The sequence below is a fragment of the Breznakia blatticola genome (assembly GCF_004365815.1).
GTDB lineage: Bacteria > Bacillota_I > Bacilli_A > Erysipelotrichales > Erysipelotrichaceae > Breznakia > Breznakia blatticola.
The window spans coordinates 1-21,171 of sequence record NZ_SODD01000015.1 but is presented as its reverse complement, the minus strand read 5'-3'; the positions used below and the strand labels follow the sequence as shown (position 1 = coordinate 21,171).

Sequence of the window (21,171 nt, the reverse complement as noted above, 5' to 3'; positions counted from 1 at the left end):
CAGATTCATGGGCTGTTCTTAAAGATGCACTAGCAGATGCTAAAACAGTAGTAGCAGATACAAATGCAACACAACAAGAAGTAGATGATGCTAAAGCAGCACTAGAAAGTGCAATTGATGATTTAGTAGCAGTTGCAGTTGTTGATAAGACTGGACTTACAACTGTAATTACAAATGCAGAAGCATTAACTGAAACAGATTATACTGCAGATTCATGGGCTGTTCTTAAAGATGCATTAGCAGATGCAAAAACAGTAGTAGCAGATCCAAATGCAACACAACAAGCAGTAGATATTGCAAAAACTACTCTTGAAAATGCAATGAAAGGTCTTGTGAAAGTCGATGATACAAACACAGATTCTTCTAAACTTGAAACTGTTATTAAAGATAGTGACAAGTTAAAAGAAACTGACTACACAAAAGATTCATGGGCAAATTATGTAGATGCATTAAATAAAGCTAAAGATGTGTTAACAAACACAAATGCAACACAAGCAGAAATTGATGCAGCACATGATAACTTACTTAAGGCAATCAATGGATTAGTTGCTGTAGATGGAAAAACAGAGTTACCAAGTATCGGAGCTAACAAACCAAACAATAATAACGGAGGATCAAACACTGGAGATTCAACAAATGTAGTTGGTTTAATCGCATTGCTTGGACTATCTGGTATTGCAGTTGCATACGGCTTGAAGAAAAGAAAAAAAGCATAAAGTTAGTGTCGCAATAAAAATAAATAACTTCAAAAAATAGAAAGAAGTCAAAATCAATTGTTATTGTGCGCTTCAAATAGGACTGACGATTGCGTTGGTCCTATTTTTTAAAAAAACAAACTGAAAAGTGCAAAACATTGCTTAAAAACCATAAAACATTTTATTTTCAAAATTATATAATGAAAATATAAAGTGTTAGCGGTTACACGTAAGCGGGGGTGATGTTTGTTTTTGATAAAAGGTCAATAAAAGTGATTGTATTTGCGGGGAAACAGATTCAATCATTGGCGACATATGGGTGCATGTAGTATGTAAAGGAAAGAGGTTCAAATGAAAATAATAAAAAAGAGTTTGGTACTTGGGTTGTTACTGAGCTGTATTGTTTCATTATTTCCACAAACTGAGAAAACGCTAAACAAGGAAACTGGCGCGACAGTGAGTGTAACAAATGAAAGTGATAAGGCAAGTATCGGTAATGAATACCTTACACGAAATTTTAAAATTGAAGATGGGCATGTAAATACGATAGATATTACAAACCATCGAATTAATAAACAATTAAAACCGGCGACAAAGTCAAATGACTTTGAAGTAAACATTATTTCTGGCGGAACCGTTGTCGAAGATGTAAAACCAGTAAAAGAGTTATCGAGAACTGGTTGGTCAGCAACGATTGCAACGAATGATGGTACAGGTTCAAAAGATGCAGCTGCACTTCTTGATGCAAATGATGCAACAGATATTGATTACTACGTAGGAAATAAATTTCCTTATGTAGTGACAATCGATTTGAAAGAACAAAAAGAATTCAAATCATTTTCATTACAAAAACGTCAAGGAAGTACAAATGCAAGTTGGGGAGTGAATGGAACTGTTGGTGAATATGAAGTTCAAACAAGTAATGATGGAACGACTTGGACTGCAGCAGGAGAAGGTGAATTCACGAAAGCGGATTACAATATTCACCAAGTAGGTAACTTATACAATGTTGGTGATTTAGTATATGCTAACTTTGATACTCCACAAAATGCACGTTATGTACGTTTGATTCAAAAATCAGATGTATATGGGTCAAAATCATTTTGTATGGCAGAAGTTCGTTTGTATGAAGATACATATGAAAAAGCAGTACAAGAAGATAGTGTAATTCGTTCATCAAATTTAACAATTGATCAAGTTAAGGTGAATGAAATTCAAGGTGGTAAAGAACTTGCATTCATGTATAAACCATACAAAAAAGATGGTGTAAACTGGACATTCTCATACCATGTAACAATGCTAGATGGTGATTACTTTATGCGTAGTTTTGTACGCGTAAATGCCGATGATAAAGAAAAAGCAAGAATTGACTACATCGAAATGGATCATTTTGTGTTGGATAATACAGTTGAAGGAGTATGGAGTCGTCCAGATAGTTACTATGTAGCAGAAGGTGCATATAACTTCTTAGCTCCAGAAATGCAACTTGGGCAACCAATTTATGCAGATGGAATGTTCTTTGGAAGCGAATTCCCAGCAACAGATACAAACATTGTAAAAGATACAATGAAAATCCGTTACTACTCTGGAAAAAGTATTGCACAATTAGAAGCAGAAGGTGCATTAAGTGAAGGTAGTTATCAAACATGGCCAAATGTAGTTGGTGCTGCAGTGGGTACAGATAAAAATGTTGTGCAAACTGATTTCTTTGCATACATTGATACAATCGCAACAAAAACAACATTTAGAACACAATACAATTCTTGGTATGAAAACCGTATGGGAATTACAGATGAAAGTATTCAACGTATTTTCTATGCATCAGAAAAAGGATTGTCACAAAATGGTGTAGAACCACTTGATTCTTATGTAGTTGATGATGGATGGAATAACTACAACGATCCAACATATACTGGAATCGATGTAGGTCGTTCAGGAAACTCATACAACCGTACTGGATTCTGGGAATTCAATGATAAATTCCCGAATGAATTATATCCATCAATGGAAATGACAAAGAAATTTGCATCGACATTTGGATTATGGTTAGGACCTCAAGGTGGATACGAATTAAATAAAACATTCTCAGAGTACCTTGAAAGTAAAGGAACTGGATATGTAAACAATAACGCTGCTTTGAAAAAGGCAATTGATGTTAGTTCGAAAAACTATGTTGATTTATTAGAAAAACTATTTGTAGATTACCAAGCACGTTTTGATATTGATTACTGGAAACTTGATGGATTTGCATCAAGACCAAGTACAGATGCTGAAAGTGAACACATGGTTGGTGGAGACAACAACATGTACTATACAAGTGAATTATGGGAACGTTGGATTGATGTGTTTGAAACGATGAGAGCACAAAGAGCTGCGGAAGGAAAAGGGTTGTTTATCAATGCAACTTGTTATGTGAATCCTTCACCATGGCACTTACAATGGGTAAACACTGTTTGGCAACAAAATGCTGGAGACTTAGCTAGTGATGCGACGAATGGTGGTACACAATCAGCAAAAATGATTTCTGGTCGTGATAATGTTTACTTTGTGAATGGAGTGGATGGAGACTTCCAATTCCCACTGAAAAATGTATACAACCATGATCCAATTTATGGAAATGCAGCAGGAGTAAAAATGAATACTGAAGAATTCAGAGACTACATGTTTGCGAATGCAATGCGTGGAACTGCATTCTGGGAATTATATTTCTCTCCTGATATGATGGATGATGCAAAATGGAAAGTAACAGCTGATGTACTAGAGTTTGCAGAAGCAAATGAAGAAATCTTAGAAAAAGCTAAACTATTTGGTTCATCACCAAAATCAAAACAAGGAATTTATGGATACTCTTCATGGGATGGAAATCAAGGAATTGTATACTTTAGAAACCCAACAGCATCAGAAAAAGAGTATACATTCACATATGATGGAAATGCTGGTGTAGCTACAGATGTACAAAGTGTGAAACAAACACAGATCTGTCCATACAAAAATAAAGCAGATGATAAAACAATCTCTTATGGAGATAGTGTAACTGTAAAACTTGCGCCATATGAAATGGTTGCATACCAATATGGAATTCAAGATGGTCAAGCACCAACAATTGAAGTTGTTAGAAATACAGATGATAAAACATTAGATATTCGTTTTAGTGAACGTATTTCAGATGAACTAACAGTAACAATTAAAGGAAATGAAGTTAGTTCAATAACTTTACTAGAAGATTACCGTACTGCTCGTGTTGTATGTGATAGTCCATTAGCAAAAACAAACGAAGTGAAAGTGACATATGCTGATATTGCAGGAAACACAGCAAATGATACATTAGAAGTAAAAGCATATGAAGATCATGTAGTTGCAGCCTTAACAACAACAGATGATTTTAAAGATGATGCTGATGTTATTCAAGGATCATTATCACGTGCAGATATTCCGATGTTTGGATTGAATAAAAAAGCATACGAGCTAAAAGATACAAACACATTTGACGGTGTTGGTGAATTTGGACTATCATTTATTCTAAAAACAGCATCTAAGAATGCCGTAGTATACAATCAAGATGGACTTACAGTCGCAATTGATGATGAAGGATATATCGTTACTACAATTAATGGAGAAACATTATCTTCAAAAGAATTGATTACTGAAGTAGTTGATCTTGAACATGGATTAGTAGGAACTGCAGAGTATGTACCTACAACGACAACAACAAAATATGTGGGACAAGTTGCTGACGATGCAATTCACACAGTAGCTGTAGCTAGAGAACTAAATGGTTTATGTAAAGTGTATGTAGATGGAAATTTACATAGCTCAATCTATTTACCAGATGCATCACTACCAACAAATCCAAATGCAAAAGTTACTGTTGGTAGTAAAGAATTTAGTGGATTCATTGGAAATCTTACATTTAAAAATGTGAGTGTTGGATACGATGATGCACAAAATCAATTCAAAGGTTTACTCCTTGAAGGAACAAAAGAATTAGATCGTACAGATTGGACTGCAACAGCAAGTTCTGAATATGGAAAATCACAAACAGAAGGACCAGCAAAATTTGCCATCGATGGAAAAACAAATACATTGTGGCACTCAAACTGGGCTGCAGCATACCCAGATCCACGTGATCACTGGATTGCTTTAGACTTTGGTGAAGAACTATCATTTGATTCTATGGAGTACACTGGACGTACTGCAAAAACAAATGGAAACATGAAAGACTACTTGATTCAAGTGAAAGATGATGAAGGAAATTGGGTTGATGTAAAAACAGGTACAATCAATGATGGTGGTGCACAAATGATTTACTTTGATGATGTTGTGACTTCTTCAGCAGTACGAATCAAAGTATTAAGTGATTATGGAGTACAAGCAAAACATGCTGCTGCTGTTGAACTTCGTTTCTTCCAAGAACTTAAACCAATTGGTGATTACAACTCATTTAGAGATTTTGTAGCTCAACAAACATTAGAAGATCCAGAATACTTTACTGCAGATAGCTATAAAGATTACAAAGATGCATATGATGCATTAATCGAAGCGTCACATGTATTGGATATTGAAGATGAAACAATTGCAAGTGTTACAGATGCATATACTACTGCAAAAGATGCGCTTGTTCGTGTAAAACTTGATTCGACAAAACTTGCAGATGCAATTGCAAAAGCAGAGAAAATTGATCAAAGTAAATACACTACAGAAACAGCAAATGCTTTACAAACTGCACTAGATGCAGCAAAGAAAGCACTTAATGAAGCAGACAAACAAAGTCAACTAGATAGTGCTACTGCAAACTTACAAGCGGCAATTGATGCACTTGTAAAACTTGGAGATAAAGCTGAGTTAAAAGTATTAGTTGATATCGTTGAAGTGTTAGATGAAAGTGAATATACGCCAGAAACTTGGACAGCTGTAGCAGATGCACTTGCAAAAGCGAATGTCGTATTAGCAAATGATCAAGCACTACAAAGTGATGTGGATGCTGCATACGATGCATTATTAGATGCAGTAAGTAAACTAACAAGCACTGTAGAAGTTGCAAAAGATGAATTGCAAGATCTTGTTGAAGACAGTTCTAAACTAAAAGAAGCTGATTACACAAAAGATTCTTGGAATGTATTTGTGGATGCTTTAGAAAAAGCAAAAACAGTTTTAGAAGATCCAAATGCAACAGCTGGTGATGTTCTACAAGCGAAAGTTGAACTTACAAATGCAATTAACCAACTAAAAGAACCAAGTAAAGAATTGCCAAGTATTTCACCTGAAAAACCAAATAAACCAGCAGATGGTACAGACACAGGTGATACAACAAATATAAATGTATTACTGATGTTACTTGCATTATCTGCACTAGGGATTGGGGTTGGCTATACAAGAAAAATGAAAAAGAAATAAGTAATAATAAAGATCTCTACAAAGCCGTAGAGATCTTTTTATGAAATATTCAGTTGTGTTTTACAGATTTCATCTTTAAGAATTCCTTAGGACTTACACCAACAATACGCTTGAATATTGTTGAGAAGTATTGTGGACTACTAAATCCATACCGATATGCGAGTTCAGTCAAATTTGTATGATGGTCGGACATATAATCCATGATGTAATTTAGTTTGGTGATTTGTACATAGTCATTTACTGTGATACGTAAATAACGTTTAAATAAATCGGTTAAATGTCGCTTGCTTATATTGCAATATAACGCAATTTCATCTAGCGGTAGACGTTCTTCAATATGTTCATGAATGTATTGAATCGCTTTTGCGACATGTAAGTTTTCTTCACTGTGTTGATTGTGAAAATTAGGTTCCATCTCTCTAGATAACAAGAGTACTATTTCAAATATGTATAAGTTGGATAAGACATTCCCTTTACTATGTCTATGATGCATTTCTTCTGTAATACGCTCCATACAGTTTTGAATTTGATGAGTTGTTGGTGCTTTAATATACAATTTACTTTTCTTGGATAGGTATTGCATAAATTTCAAATCTTTTTTCAGACTTGAATTTAGTGCTTCAAAGTGTTCCAAGTAAAAATGCATTTGCATAAATGTGCATGTTGTATTTTCTTTTACTTGAAAACTATGAATTACATGTGGAAATAAAACAATAAATTCATTTTTATGTACGGTAACTCGATTTCCATTGATGATAATATCACACTCTCCATTTTGAACGACACAGATTTCTATATTTCGATGTGTATGTGGTCCAAAATGATAGTTTTCTGGTAAGTGTTGGATTAGAGCGTTATGTATTAAATTCCCTTGTAGTTGTTCTAAAAATGTATGCTCCAATTGTGTATCGTTTCTATCCATAGTATTTCCCTCACAATATAATTATTACCTAAAATATAGAATTTGTAAACGCTTACGGTTCCATATTTTATACGTTTGTTAAATACTCATCTTTATTGCGTAAGAAATAAAAAAGTGTAAATGTTACGATGAGAGTAATCATAAAGGGAGGTACGTCTGTGGACAAATTGAGAAGAAGCAAATACTTCGTTCTAGGAATGTTAGTGTTTGCATTAATTGGTGGAATGATCTCCACAAATGTTTTACTAAATCAGAGAAGTTTGATTCCAAAAGAAAAAACATATGACTTCAATGTGAAAAGTCTAGATGGAAATCAAAGCATGTTGCTTCAAGAGAATCCAAACCGTGGATATCGAATGGAAGTGTATCTCAATGTGGAAACCAATAAGAGTTTATTTGAGTACAAAACAGTAGATGCAATTGAACAATTGGAAAATGAAATTGCAACATACAAGTCAGATAATCCAAAATTGATTCAAGTGTATTTTTATCTAACTGGATATAAGGATAAAGACTTAGATGATAATGCATTTAAAAACATGAATGCTTATTTTGATAAGCTAAAAGAACATGATCTTAAAGCAATTTTCCGTTTTGCATATGTTTCAAATGATTCAAATCCAACATCGCAAGAACCAACACTTGCTCAAATTCAACGTCATATGGTGCAAGTAAAACCATTCATTGAAGAACATAAAGATCAAATCCATGTATTCCAAGCAGGAATTGTTGGTGCATGGGGAGAATGGGATTCAGGTGCGATGTCTCGTATTGACAATAAGGCGGTAATGGATGCAGTATTAGCAGCAACACCAAAAGATATGCAAGTACAAGTACGTTATTCATACATTAAAGAAAATAATGTGCCTAATACAAGTGAAGATTATAATCGAGTAGCATTCCATGATGACTTTCTAATTGGTGTACTACACTCTTGGAATACTGCAGGAGCAGATAGAAATGCGACAAAGTGGAAGAAAATGACAGAAGAATCCAAACAACTTCTCGTGGATGGAGAAATGATTTGGGGAAGTGCGAATGGATATTATACAGGTGGTAAAGCAATTAATGCATATTTAATTGCACAACGTATGAAAGAACATCATTTTACTTCACTGTCTATGACACATAACTACAAAGAACAAAATAAAGAACAAGGAAAAACATATAGTATGGCAGAGTGGCAACACGAATATGTGAACCAAGCCATTTTAGATACATATGATTTACCTTACGATGAAGCATGGTTTATGGATGCTGATGGGAACAACATTCCACGAAACATGTTTGAATATTTACGTGATTATTTAGGATACTATTTAAAAGTGGAAAGTGCAACAGCAACAGTAAAGGATGATGTTGTAAATGTGTCTGTAGATATTGCTAACTACGGATTTTCTGCACCACACAAAGTCACAAAGATGGAACTTGTATTACTTGATGCAAAGGGAACTGTTGTAGATGCAACAAGTATGTGCAAGGCAAGTGAATTACAGCCGGGTAATAAGCAAATTAACGTACAACTTACACGACCAGACGCATCAAAACCATATATGGTAGCAATTCGCGCAGAAGTGGAAGATGGAACGACGATTCGATTTGCCAATGATTTAAATTATGTACAAGGAAACAATGTCCTTGGCATCTTGAAGTAGGGAGGTTCACAATGAAATACATAAATAAAATTGGGAAATGTATAATTGCGACAGTCCTTTTATTGAGTATGTTTATCATACAGGGAAATGCTAAAGTTCTAGCAAAAGATAACCTGCCAATAATTAGTACAAATGGAATTACTTTAAATTCAGATACAACACCAAGTATGTATGAAAATTTAGTGAATTTAGAAAACAAGAAAGATTTTAATTTCTTCGTGGATGAACAATTGATGAGTGAAGGAAATGCGTATTTTGCGTATGCATATGATCAAGAGGAAACGTTTATTGGTGTAACATTCACTGGTTGGTGGGGTGATCAACAAGGGATTAATAAGTATAAAGTACAATACAAAGATCAAGACCAATGGGTAGATTTAGAAGAAACACCAGTTACCTATGCAAATGGTAGTGTTGGTGGGCCAACGACACTTACAAAATACTTCCATCAACCAATTACAACAACAGATATTCGTATTGTTGTGTTGGGTGTAAACACAAGATGGAGCAAGAAAACATGTATGCATGTAATTGCACCAAAAATTGATGATGCAGCTACATCGGGAATGACAAAACCAGTAGTAAGTTTTGAAAACTTAACACTAAAAAAAGGAGAGATGGATTACTTTGTGAGTAACCCAGATGCAAATGATATTGATTTTGGACCTGGTGGTGATTTGTCGGGGAAAAATGCATATATCGTATATGACTATACAAATCTTGTAGAAATCGATCGCGTCGAAATGATTGGTTGGTATCCAACAAGTCAAGGAATTAAAAACGCAGATTTTGAATACTTTGAAGATGGCGAATGGAAATCACTCGAAAAAAATGTAACATTTGCTTGGAAAACAAAAGCAGGTGTACAAGCACAAGAAAATCTAGTTTATACGCTTAAAAAAGCAGTACAAACTACAAAATTTAGAATTAAAGTAAATGCAGGATATGCACAATGGGGTTCAACAAAAATCAATATGCGATTAGTTAAGCCAAATGGAAAACTTGTTCGTAAAATTGGTGAATTAAATGCCGTTGTTGATGCAATGGAGAAAAACTTACGTAGATTATTAATTGGGGATAATTACGGAGAGTTTAGTACTACAAGTGTACAAACATTGCTTGCTGTATTAGAACAAGCAAAAGTTGTTGCTGCAAATCCTGATGTAAGTGAAGCGGATTATGAAGCAGAACTAGCAAAGCTTAATAATGAAATTCAAACGTTCTATGCAAGCCAAAATGAACTTTCTAAAAAGGTGGAAATCCAAGCAGAAAATGTAACGATTAAAGAAGGGAAATTAGAAAATTTAATCGACGGCCAATTAGGAACGGGCGTAACATTTGAGGAATTTGGTAGTGCACTTGATGGATCGATTTATCTAACTTTTGATCAAGCAATTGATGCTAAAGAATTATTGATCTTAACAGACAAACCAAAATCACATGGGGTATCAACAATCGCAATTTCAGCAAAAAAAGGTGATCAATGGGTACCAATTACAAACAATGTATCGATTCCATGGAAAAATAGTATCCATGAAGTAGAAGGTCAAACCTTTGATTTAACAACACAAGGTCAAGTTGTATCAGATACTTTTAAAATTGATATGAAAGGAAGTGCATCAGAGCAACAAGCAACTAAGTTACAATTATTACTAATTAAAGGTGATGCTTTAGTGGATTGTAATTCTTTAGAAGCAACAATTGCCAAAGCAAAAACAGTTCTTGAAAATCAAAAACAAGGAAGTGGATTAAAAGCAGATCCAGAAGTGATTGAATTACTAGAGATGCATATGTTACTTGCTGAGAATCAAGATACACTTGCACGTAACACACAAGCGAAAGTGAATCAATTAGAAGCAGATATTCGCACAACATTGGATATTATTGAACAACAAACAACACCAACAATTCAAACTGATAAACTTACTGAAGCAATCGCAAAAGCAAATGCTTTGGATAAAACATTATATACAACTGCAAGTGTTGAGAAGCTAACAAACGTGCTTACACATGCAAATGGTGTAGTAGCAAATCCAGAAAGCCAAGAGGCAGTTGATGCAGCTACAGCAGCGCTAGAAACAGCGATGGATGCACTTGTTCGCTTAGGTGATAAGACAAAACTACAGTTCGTTGTTAGTGCAGTAGAAGCGCTTCATGAAGCGGATTATACACAAGCATCATGGAATGATGTACATACACAACTTCAAAACGCGAAGACAATTTTAGCTAACAACCAAGCATTACAAGGTGAAATTGATCTTGCATATGATGCACTAATGGATGCGGTAAGTCGTTTAGTTAGTAATGAAGCAGTAGATAAAACAGAACTACAGGATCTTGTTGATGACTGCACAAAACTAAAAGAAGCAGATTACACTAAAGAAACATGGAAAGTATTCATAGATGCCTTAGCAGATGCAAAAGTTGTTTTAAGTGATCCAAGTGCAACTGCAGGTGATGTATTACAAGCAAAAGTAGAACTTACAAATGCAATTAATCAATTACGAAAACCAGGTGAAAAACCAAATGAAGAAAAACCAAATATCGCTCCTGGTAATGAAGAAAAACCAACAACAGGAACAGATACTTCAGATACTACCAATACAGGTGTATGGGTATTGATGTTACTTGCATCAGCATTTGTACTTACTTTTGGGTATCAAAAGAAAGTAAAGAAGTAAAATAAAGCCCTCTTAGTTAATATATTAACTTGATAATAAATATACTGACTTCATAAAAATCCATGTTAAATACATGGGTTTTTGTGTGTCTTACTTCAAATAAGAACAAAAAAGGTACAGCTAACTGTACCTTTTTGCATTATTGACGATCTGTATCTTGTTTGAGTTCTTGTGAGAGTTTTCGATATTCAAATGGCGTATGATTTGTTTCTTGTTTAAATGTTTGTGAGAAGTGCGACTGACTGACAAAGCCAACATCTGTAGCAATCTGTGCCATTGATTTATTTGTGCTCTCTAATAGCTTCTTTGCGTGCTGTATGCGCGTTTGAATTAAGTAGGAAATCGGTGATATTCCTTTATATCGTTTAAATGCATGACTGATATAAAATTTACTTAAATACGTTAATTCACTTAGGTCATCAAGTGTAATATTTTTATGATAATTTGCTTTAATATAGTTTTCAATGATTTCACATTCTTTCATCCCTTTGGTAATACTTCGATAGGAAAGTTGTTTATCATTGCTGCGAATGATTAGAAAGATTAGCACTTCCAAGATATTGTGGCAAATGGCTTCATATCGTTCGTTTTTAAGTTCTACTTCTTGTAACAGTACATTTAAATAAAACATCATTTTGTCATGTTCACTATTTAAATTAAAGACTTGGCGTACTAATTTATTGCCATTATGATCTTGCAATTCTAAACCCTCAACACCTAATACGATGTATTCAAAATCTTCATTTTCCATTGGGCTTTCCGTATGTGGAATTTTGGAACTGATGATGACAACATCATCACTGTATGTACTAAAACTTTCATTATCGATTAGAAAACGTCCCTTGCCATTCACGACGAAAAATATCTCTGTAAAGTCATGGACATGCTTTACGCTATGCCAATCTGAACCCCTTTGTGCATGCGTAATATAACGAAGAACAAGCTTCGTTTTTTCATGTTGTTTTCGAATGATTTGATAGCGATTGTTACTCATAATAACCTCCCTAGAATAAAACCTTTACACAATCTCATTGTAGATAGAAAAATATGAATTTACAACGTTAAAAAAGAAAAAATAAAAATTATTCATTTTTTTGAAAAGTTCGCAACATAACTAAAAAAGTGAAAAAAAACGATTATTTCGTTATGGATTTTATATATATTGATAAAAAATGTAAGTGCTTACAATTTGCCCTCTTGTACAAAAAAAGTGCTTTGGGTATGATGTGGATGTAAGGCAAAGGAGGAGATCTTGTGAGCAAACAGAAAGGGAGACTGACCGTCCCTACAGATATCGATATGATCGGTGAAACCGTTCGCATCATAGACTATTGGGGTGGAGATGCGATACGGGATTGCGATGGAACCGTCATGCCAGATGAACTAAAAAGTCTGGATGTAAAAAAATACGCAACGTATTATACAACAAGAAAAGATAATGACTGGGCAAGAAAAAACCCAGATGAAATTCAACAAGTATACATCATGTCACAATTTGAAAGTGCAAGTAGTGATGAACTGAGAATTTCAATCATGAAATATATCTACAAAGATTTATTACAACCAAATACAAATGATGACATGTCAAAGTGGTGGGAAGTCATCGATCGTACAACTGGTGAAATCGTAGCCTTTGAAGATTGGAGTTATGATGAAGCAACACAGGAAGTGGTAATTCGTAACGCTATACCATTTCATGCATATACGGTAAGCTTTCTAGCATACATTATTTGGGATCCTGTACATATGTACAATGCGATTACCAATGATTGGAAAGATGAAGAACATCAAATGACATATGATGTACGTCAACCAAAGACGCAAGCGTATGTGATTGATAAGTTCAAACGATACTTAAAAGAAAATCCAGAAATTGATGTGATTCGATTTACAACATTCTTCCATCAATTTACATTGATTTTTGATGAACAAGCGCGTGAATCATTTGTAGAATGGTTTGGCTATAACGCAAGTGTTTCTCCTTATATTTTAGAAAAGTTTGAAGCATGGGCTGGCTATCCATTTCGACCAGAGTTCATTATTAACAAAGGAACTTACAATTCACAGTTTGTCATTCCAACCAAAGAATTCAAGGATTTCATGGAGTTCCAACAAATTGAAGTTAGTAAGTTAATGAAAGTATTTGTTGATGCGACACATGAAGCTGGCAAAGAAGCGATGATGTTCTTAGGAGATCACTGGATTGGTACAGAGCCATATGGTAAATACTTTAAAGAAGTTGGCTTGGATGCAGTTGTAGGAAGTGTAGGAAATGGTTCAACATTACGAATCATCTCAGATATTCCAGGTGTGAAATATACAGAAGGAAGATTACTTCCATACTTCTTCCCAGATACGTTCCATGAAGGAGGCGATCCTTTACATGAAGCAAAAGTGAACTGGGTAACTGCAAGACGTGCGATATTACGAAAACCAGTTGACCGTATTGGTTATGGTGGATACTTAAAACTAGCATTGGAGTTCCCAGAATTTATCGACTATGTTAAAGAAGTTGCTGATGAATTCCGTGAATTGTATGACAAAGTTAATCAAGTACAACCATACTGTGTACCATTCAAAGTATATGTACTTAACTCGTATGGAAAATTACGTTCATGGGGTGCACACATGGTACATCATGCCATTCCATACGAAGACAACTATGGTTATGAAGGATATTTGGAAGCACTAAGTGGTTTGCCAGTAGATATCGAATTCATCAGTTTTGATGAATTACTAGAACGTCAAGATGTACTTGATACTCCAGGAGTGATTCTAAACGTTGGTGATGCATATACATCATTCTCGGGAGGAGAATACTGGAAAAATGAAGCGATCGTTACAAAAATACGTCAATATATATACCAAGGAAATGGATTTATCGGAATTGGAGATCCTAGTGCATATCAAAAAGAAGGACACTATTTCCAATTATATGATGTGCTTGGTGTAGATAAAGAAGTTGGATTCACCCTATCTCATGACAAGTATAACTGGGATGAGCATGAACACTTCATTACAAAAGGTTTACCAGAGACGCTTAACTTTGGAAATAAGGTGCAATTTGCATATGCTGATCGCGATACAACTGTAATTAAGACGACTGGAAAAAGTGTGAACTTGGCAGTGCATAATTATGGAAAAGGACGTGCAGTTTACATGAGTGGATTACCATTTAACTTTGAAAACACGAGACTTTTATACCGTAGTTTGTTCTATGCAGCTGGTAAAGAAGATCAAATTGAAGAGTGGTATGCAGATAACTACAATGTGGAAGTAAATATGTATCCATCAACAAGTAGTTACTGTGTGGTAAACAATACATATGAGAAACAAGAAGCAACGGTTTTTACAACAAATGGCCAAACCCACAAAGTAGAATTGGAACCAACAGAAATCAAATGGTTTACGGTCTAATGTTGTTTTAGAGATATTGAAAGCGTTAGTCAATATATATAAAATACGTGACAATATCTTGTATGGTGTAAGCGCTTAACTTGCACTATGATTTAAGTAGATGATTGATTTGACACAATAAAAGGAGGATACGAATCAATGAAAAAATTTATGAAGTTCGCCTGTGTGAGTGCTGTGATGTTAACAGCATTAGCAGGATGTGGAGGTTCTGGTAAAGAAGCTGACACAGACGAAAAAGTTCTTAAAATTGCAGGACTTGATGGTGGATTTGGAACTGGCGGTTGGGAAGCAGTTGCCAAAGAATTTGAGAAAATCGAAGGTGTAAAGGTAGAATTGGAATTCGAAAAGAACATCTCAGATGTACTTCGTCCAAGAATCCAAGCTGGTGAAGACATTCCTGATATTATCTACCTATCAATTGGAGCACAAGGTGGATTAACTGACACGATGGTGAAAGAAAAACAAATTCAACCAATTGATGATTTATTAGACATGAAAATTCCTGGATCAGATGTAACTGTAAAAGAAAACATCATTCCTGGATTTACAGATGCATTAAACTTACGTCCTTACGATGATGGTAAATTATACTTAGCACCACTTAACTATTCACCATGTGGATTGTTCTACAATGCTGGATTATTTGCTGAAAAAGGATGGGAAGTACCAACAACTTGGGATGAAATGTTTGCTTTAGGAGACAAAGCAAAAGCAGAAGGTATTGCTTTATTTACATACCCAACAACTGGATACTTTGATGCATTCTTCTCTGCATTATTAAATGAAACTGCTGGACCAGATGCATATGACAAAATGATGCACTATGATGAAAAAACTTGGGAAAGTGAAGATGCGAAAAAAGCATTTGAAATCGTTGGAAAACTTGCTGAATACATTGAACCAAACACTGTAGCACAAGCTAACGGAACTGACTTCACGAAAAACCAACAAGCAATCTTAGACAACAAAGCACTATTTATTCCTAATGGAACTTGGTTACCAGGTGAAATGGAAGATGCACCAAGAGCTGAAGGATTTGAATGGGGAATGATGGCTTTACCAAAAGTAACTGCTGATGGTGATGCTTACTCAACTACATTCACAGAACAAATGTACATTCCAGAAGGTGCAGAAAATGTTGATTTAGCTAAAAAATTCATGGCTTACTGCTACTCAGATGAAGCAGCTACATTATTCTACACAAAAGGAAAATCTGCTGTAATGCCTACAGTTAACGCATCTGACAACATTAAAGATGATGACATTAATAAAATTTTCTACTCAATCTACGACAATGGTGCAAAAGCTAACGCAGTTGGATTTGCAGCACTTGAAAACCAAGTGGAAGGTGTAGACTTAACAGGTGCAGAAGGAATCTTATATGGAACCGTAAACTCAGTAATGACAAAAGACAAAACGGTTGATCAATGGTATGATGAATTCCTAACTGGGCTTAAAAAAGTTGTTGAAGCAAACAAATAAAATGTAGCGGTGGCAACACCGCTATTTTTTTAAGAAAGGAAGACGTATGAAAAACAAAAAACAAGAGAGACGATTTATTTGGTTGTGTTTAGCGCCAGCAATTATCTTATTTACGGTATTTATGGTCTTCCCTACATTAAATGTATTTCGAATGTCATTGTTGAAGTGGGGAGGATTATCCGCAAATCAAGAGTTTGTCGGATTAAACAATTTCTTTATTTTATTTAAAGATATGAACTTTATTAGATCGTGTCAAAACACCATTCTGATTATTGTATTGGTTGCGATTGTTACACTTATATTCGCGGTGGTTTTTGCGGCAATTCTTACAAGAGAAAAGGTAAAAGGAGAAAACTTCTTTCGAGTTATTTTCTATATACCTAACGTATTATCTGTCGTTGTAATATCTTCTATCTTTAGTGCAATTTATGATCCAAGCAATGGATTATTAAATAGTATTATTGGTTTATTTAAGCCTGAAAATTGGGAAGGAATTAAATTTTTAGGAGATCAATCCATCGTAATTTATGCAGTGATTGGAACGATGATTTGGCAGGCAATTGGATACTACATGGTTATGTATATGGCAAGTATGTCAAGTATTCCAGAACACCTCTATGAAAGTGCATCGCTGGATGGAGCAAACAAAGTTCAACAATTCTTTAAAATCACATTGCCATTGATTTGGGGGAATATTAGAACAACGTTGACATTCTATATTATTAGTTCAATTAACTTAAGTTTCTTATTTGTGAAAGTTATGACCGGTGGGGGTCCAAATGGAGCAAGTGAAGTATTCTTAAGCTACTTATATCGTCAAGCATATGATAATGCAACATATGGGTATGGTATGGCAATTGGAGCAATTGTCTTTATCTTCTCATTTGTACTTAGTGCAGTAGTAAATAAAATCACATTACGTGATGACATGGAATTTTAGGAGGTTATGTTATGGATAAAAAAACAAATCGTTTATATCGCATCTTTATATATGTAGCCTTATTTACATTAGCGATTTCTATTATTGTGCCAGTTGCTTGGGTGTTTCTAGCATCGGTGAAACAAAATAGTGAATTCTATGGTAGTCCATGGACAATGCCGATTGGCCTTCATTTCCAAAACTTTATTGATGCCATTGATAAAGCGAATATGGGTGAGTACTTCATCAATTCCATTGTGGCAACAGGATTGGGTCTTCTGATTTTGTTGGTTGTTGCTTTACCTGCATCATATGCACTTGCGCGTTTCCGCTTTAAAGGAAAGAAAATTGTAAACCTTGGATTTATGAGTGGATTATTCATTAACGTGAACTATATTGTTGTACCAATCTTCCTGATGTTATTAAGTTGGGATAAAGGGATTTCACAAATTATAGGACAGAGAATCTTTTTGAATAACATTGTGGTGTTAGCTATTATTTATGCAGCTACTGCACTACCATTTACGATCTACTTACTAACAAGTTACTTTAGAACATTACCAAAAGCGTATGAAGAAGCAGCGTATATGGATGGTTCTGGCTATTTCCGCACGATGGTAAAAATAATGATTCCAATGGCAAAGCCAAGTATCATCACGGTAATTCTATTTAACTTCTTGTCTTTCTGGAATGAATACATTATTGCTTTAACTTTGATGCCAGGAGCAAGTAAAACATTACCAGTTGGTCTAATCAACTTGATGCAATCGCAAAAAGCAGCAGCAAATTATGGACCGATGTATGCAGGACTTGTGATTGTTATGTTACCAACATTGATCCTATATATTATGGTGCAAAAGAAACTGACACAAGGGATGACCCTTGGTGGATTAAAGGATTAGGTGCTACATATGGAAAATAAAACACTTAAAACAATTTTAATTATTTGTACCTTTATTGCTTCACTAACCATGGTGATTGTAGGACAAAAACATATAGGGTATGCAGGTCTACTCGTACAACTTGTTGGATTATGCGGTTTACTTGGATTGTTATATCTATACAATCGTCGATATAAATAGGAGGAACTATGGCAACACTACAGCTAAAAAATATAAATAAAATTTATGATAATAATGTCCAAGCGGTATTTGATTTCAACTTGGAAATAAAAGACAAAGAGTTTATCGTCTTTGTTGGTCCTTCAGGATGTGGGAAAAGTACAACTTTACGTATGATTGCCGGTCTTGAAGATATAACATCAGGTGAACTATTCATCAATGAAGCAAAGATGAATGATGTATTACCTAAAGATCGTGATATCGCCATGGTCTTTCAATCGTATGCACTGTATCCACACTTAAGTGTGTATGACAATATGGCCTTTGGTCTACAAATCCGTAAGGTACCAAAAGCTGAAATTGATGCACGTGTACGCGATGCAGCAAAAATTCTTGAAATTACAGATTATTTAGACCGTAAGCCAAAGGCGTTATCGGGTGGACAACGTCAAAGGGTTGCACTAGGACGTGCAATTGTAAGAAATGCAGAAGTATTCTTGATGGATGAACCATTAAGTAACTTGGATGCAAAATTACGTGTAGCGATGCGTTCAGAAATTATCAAATTACATGAACGTGTTGGTGCGACAACAATTTATGTTACCCATGACCAAACAGAAGCGATGACAATGGCAACACGCATTGTCGTAATGAAAGATGGGTATATCCAACAAATTGGAACACCAAAAGAAATCTACAACAATCCAGCAAACATGTTTGTGGCAGGGTTTGTGGGAAGTCCAGCTACCAATTTCTTACATGGACGTATTGAAAATAATAGTTTTGTAATCGGGGATTTACATATGGAATTACCAGAAAAATTCGATTCAGATATTAAGGATTATGAAGGTAAAGAAGTTGTTATGGGAATTCGCCCAGAGGATATTTATTCAGAAGGAATTGTAGAAGGAACCTATCCAAGTGCAAGTTTTACCTTCCAAGTAGATATTAGTGAGCTTTTAGGACATGAAAGTATTTTACATGGTACATTTTATGATCAACCATTAATTGCGAAAGTTTCAACTCGCTTAGGAATTGAATCACATTCACAAACAAAATTAACATTTGATTTAGGAAAAGTACATTTCTTTGATGTGGATACAACACTGAGAATTGACAAATAATTTAGGAGTCAACTGGATGAAAACATATATTATTGGAATTGACGGTGGAGGCACAAAAACACACTTTGCCGGATATGATGCAAATGGTAAAGAACTAGCTTCAATCACTCTAGGTAGTGTACATATCATGCAAAAAAGTGAAGCTGAATCGGTGGAACTTTTAAAAGAAGGATTTAACTTTATTAAAGAGCAATTTCCAAAAGATGAAGCTTACCAACTTTATGTTGGATTGGGTCTAGGTGGCTATGGTGGTAATGCCCCGATGCAAGAAAAGACCGACCAAGTATGTAAAAAAGCATTTGGTGATGTTCCATTTGTTGTATTCAATGATGGACAAGTTGCTTTATTTGGGGCATTCGATGGTGCGGATGGAATTCTTGTGATTGCAGGAACTGGAAGTATCGCTTATGCAAAAGCAAAAGATCACTTTACGATGAGTGGTGGTTGGGGCTATCAAATTGGTGATGAAGGAAGCGCTTATGCAGTTGGTAAAATGTTGTTAAAGGAATTTAGCGAACAAGCAGATGGGCGTAAAAAACAAACCTTCCTTTATACCTACATGATGAATAAATATGAGTTTACTAGCCCATACGATATAATTTCTTTTGTTTCTGATACACTAGAAAACAAACGTGAGAAACTTGCATCACTATCATTAGATGTATATGAACTAGCAAAGGAAAAAGATCCTGCTGCACTAGCAATATTTGAACAGGCAGCAACGGATTTAGCACTTCTAGCAAATACCTTATATGCACAAACAGGCATCACAAATATAAGTTATGGTGGAAGTTTATGGAATGCTGAACAAATGAAGCAAGCGTTTAAAGCAAAATTGCTACCAGCACTCACTTTAGTAGAGCCGGTAAATGGTCCAACCTATGGAGCCTTTGTTGGTGCTAGAGATACATATCTACGCTAAATTATAATAACCAATTTCTATACATGAGATTGGTTTTTTTTGGGTAATGTAACTTAATGTGTGGTTTTTGAAAATAGGACTATCACTTAATGTGTGGTTACACATCTTATAAAGGAAGTATTCATACCAAATATGGTGATGAAATACTTCCTTTTTTTTGTGAGGTTATTTTGACTGTAAATCAACTTTATCTGTTATCGAGTAATATACTTTTTTATTTAATGCAAATAGAATTCTCTTTCGAAATCGTTCAAAGTTTGAGATTCCTCTAGATATAGCGATGTAGATTTTAATTTTACCATTAGCATTTTCGGATAGTGCGTTGGAGAGTTTTCGGTTATCATCATAAGGTCTTTTAAAAGAATTGAGTATCTCTATTCTCCAGTTAGTTAGTAAGGTTATAAATGGCTCATACTCACTAATAGTAGAATCTTTAAATGCAATTGGTAAAGCATCAAACCATTCTTCACAGTTTTCGGATGTACCGTTCTGATTAAAATTTCTATACATTTCCTTCAACTTATATCCCTGAGCAAGATTCTCGCTAATAGCTAATGTCATTTCTAGTAATTGCCGTTTATTTAGTTTCTGACGAAAACGACTATTATATCTTGGTTCGTTGTCTAAGTTGCAATCTTTATCAAGAAGATCTTTCCATTTTTTTAGTAAATGATATGCGTCACTACCGTATTCAACTTGTCGAAGAATATTTAAGCGAATATTAGTGAAACACTCCATTAAGTTTTTAACGACATGAAATGGATCAGCTGCTATAATAGCATTTTTTTAGTATTGTTTAGTGAAATCTTTGTAGGTTAGCCACATATCCATAGTGACATATTTGACCTTTAATCGCTCATTTTCAGGGATTTTCTCGAAATATCTTTTGAGATGGTGCT

13 protein-coding genes and 1 pseudogene (1 of these 14 only partly in view) are annotated in these 21,171 nt (G+C 34.8%); 11 read left to right on the top strand and 3 right to left on the bottom strand.

Annotated elements, in window-relative coordinates; all coding sequences use genetic code 11:
* Both EDD63_RS05635 and EDD63_RS05630 read left to right on the top strand, forming a co-directional pair.
* Positions 1–716, top strand: partial view of an endo-alpha-N-acetylgalactosaminidase family protein gene (locus tag EDD63_RS05635; RefSeq protein ID WP_134169352.1) — the final stretch only. The gene continues 6,091 nt to the left of window position 1, outside the view; 716 of the gene's 6,807 nt are visible here — the last part of the coding sequence; the start codon falls outside the window, past its left edge; its stop codon occupies positions 714–716.
* A gap of 330 nt (positions 717–1,046) precedes the next feature.
* Entirely contained in the window at positions 1,047–6,089 is a 5,043-nt protein-coding gene (locus EDD63_RS05630) for a discoidin domain-containing protein (RefSeq protein ID WP_134169350.1), read from the top strand.
* 49 nt (positions 6,090–6,138) lie between these two features.
* Here EDD63_RS05630 and EDD63_RS05625 read toward each other — a convergent pair whose 3' ends face one another.
* The gene (locus EDD63_RS05625) at positions 6,139–7,011 is read right to left on the bottom strand and encodes an AraC family transcriptional regulator (RefSeq protein ID WP_134169348.1); all 873 of its coding nucleotides are present in this window, start codon (positions 7,009–7,011) and stop codon (positions 6,139–6,141) included.
* Positions 7,012–7,169: 158 nt separating this feature from the next.
* Here EDD63_RS05625 and EDD63_RS05620 point away from each other — a divergent pair, with 158 nt between their 5' ends.
* Both EDD63_RS05620 and EDD63_RS05615 read left to right on the top strand, forming a co-directional pair.
* Entirely contained in the window at positions 7,170–8,666 is a 1,497-nt protein-coding gene (locus EDD63_RS05620; RefSeq protein ID WP_166667558.1) for a DUF4874 domain-containing protein, read from the top strand.
* Positions 8,667–8,677: 11 nt separating this feature from the next.
* Positions 8,678–11,347 (top strand): FIVAR domain-containing protein, encoded by a 2,670-nt coding sequence (locus EDD63_RS05615; protein WP_134169344.1) that lies wholly within the window; start codon positions 8,678–8,680, stop codon positions 11,345–11,347.
* 139 nt (positions 11,348–11,486) lie between these two features.
* Here EDD63_RS05615 and EDD63_RS05610 read toward each other — a convergent pair whose 3' ends face one another.
* Positions 11,487–12,341 carry an AraC family transcriptional regulator gene (locus EDD63_RS05610; RefSeq protein WP_134169343.1) on the bottom strand — a complete coding sequence of 285 codons (855 nt, stop codon included), beginning with the start codon at positions 12,339–12,341 and terminating at the stop codon, positions 11,487–11,489.
* Between the two features lie 260 nt (positions 12,342–12,601).
* Here EDD63_RS05610 and gnpA point away from each other — a divergent pair, with 260 nt between their 5' ends.
* The 7 genes from gnpA (at position 12,602) to EDD63_RS05580 (ending at position 20,272) form a co-directional block, all read left to right on the top strand.
* Entirely contained in the window at positions 12,602–14,764 is a 2,163-nt protein-coding gene (gnpA, locus tag EDD63_RS05605) for a 1,3-beta-galactosyl-N-acetylhexosamine phosphorylase (RefSeq protein WP_134169341.1), read from the top strand.
* 138 nt (positions 14,765–14,902) lie between these two features.
* Positions 14,903–16,246, top strand: coding sequence for a carbohydrate ABC transporter substrate-binding protein (locus EDD63_RS05600; RefSeq protein WP_134169339.1), 1,344 nt, complete (start codon positions 14,903–14,905; stop codon positions 16,244–16,246).
* Between the two features lie 46 nt (positions 16,247–16,292).
* Positions 16,293–17,186 carry a carbohydrate ABC transporter permease gene (locus tag EDD63_RS05595; RefSeq protein WP_134169337.1) on the top strand — a complete coding sequence of 298 codons (894 nt, stop codon included), beginning with the start codon at positions 16,293–16,295 and terminating at the stop codon, positions 17,184–17,186.
* Positions 17,187–17,197: 11 nt separating this feature from the next.
* The gene (locus tag EDD63_RS05590) at positions 17,198–18,067 is read left to right on the top strand and encodes a carbohydrate ABC transporter permease (RefSeq protein ID WP_134169335.1); all 870 of its coding nucleotides are present in this window, start codon (positions 17,198–17,200) and stop codon (positions 18,065–18,067) included.
* A 9-nt stretch (positions 18,068–18,076) separates the two neighbouring features.
* Positions 18,077–18,247 carry a DUF6903 family protein gene (locus EDD63_RS11565; RefSeq protein WP_166667557.1) on the top strand — a complete coding sequence of 57 codons (171 nt, stop codon included), beginning with the start codon at positions 18,077–18,079 and terminating at the stop codon, positions 18,245–18,247.
* Positions 18,248–18,255: 8 nt separating this feature from the next.
* On the top strand, positions 18,256–19,350 hold the full coding sequence (locus tag EDD63_RS05585; protein WP_134169333.1) for an ABC transporter ATP-binding protein: 1,095 nt from the start codon (positions 18,256–18,258) through the stop codon (positions 19,348–19,350).
* Positions 19,351–19,366: 16 nt separating this feature from the next.
* The gene (locus EDD63_RS05580; RefSeq protein ID WP_134169331.1) at positions 19,367–20,272 is read left to right on the top strand and encodes an N-acetylglucosamine kinase; all 906 of its coding nucleotides are present in this window, start codon (positions 19,367–19,369) and stop codon (positions 20,270–20,272) included.
* Positions 20,273–20,437: 165 nt separating this feature from the next.
* On the opposite strand, the pseudogene EDD63_RS11560 reads toward EDD63_RS05580, so the two are convergent.
* Positions 20,438–21,171: pseudogene (locus EDD63_RS11560) on the bottom strand (ISL3 family transposase); the annotation flags it as partial.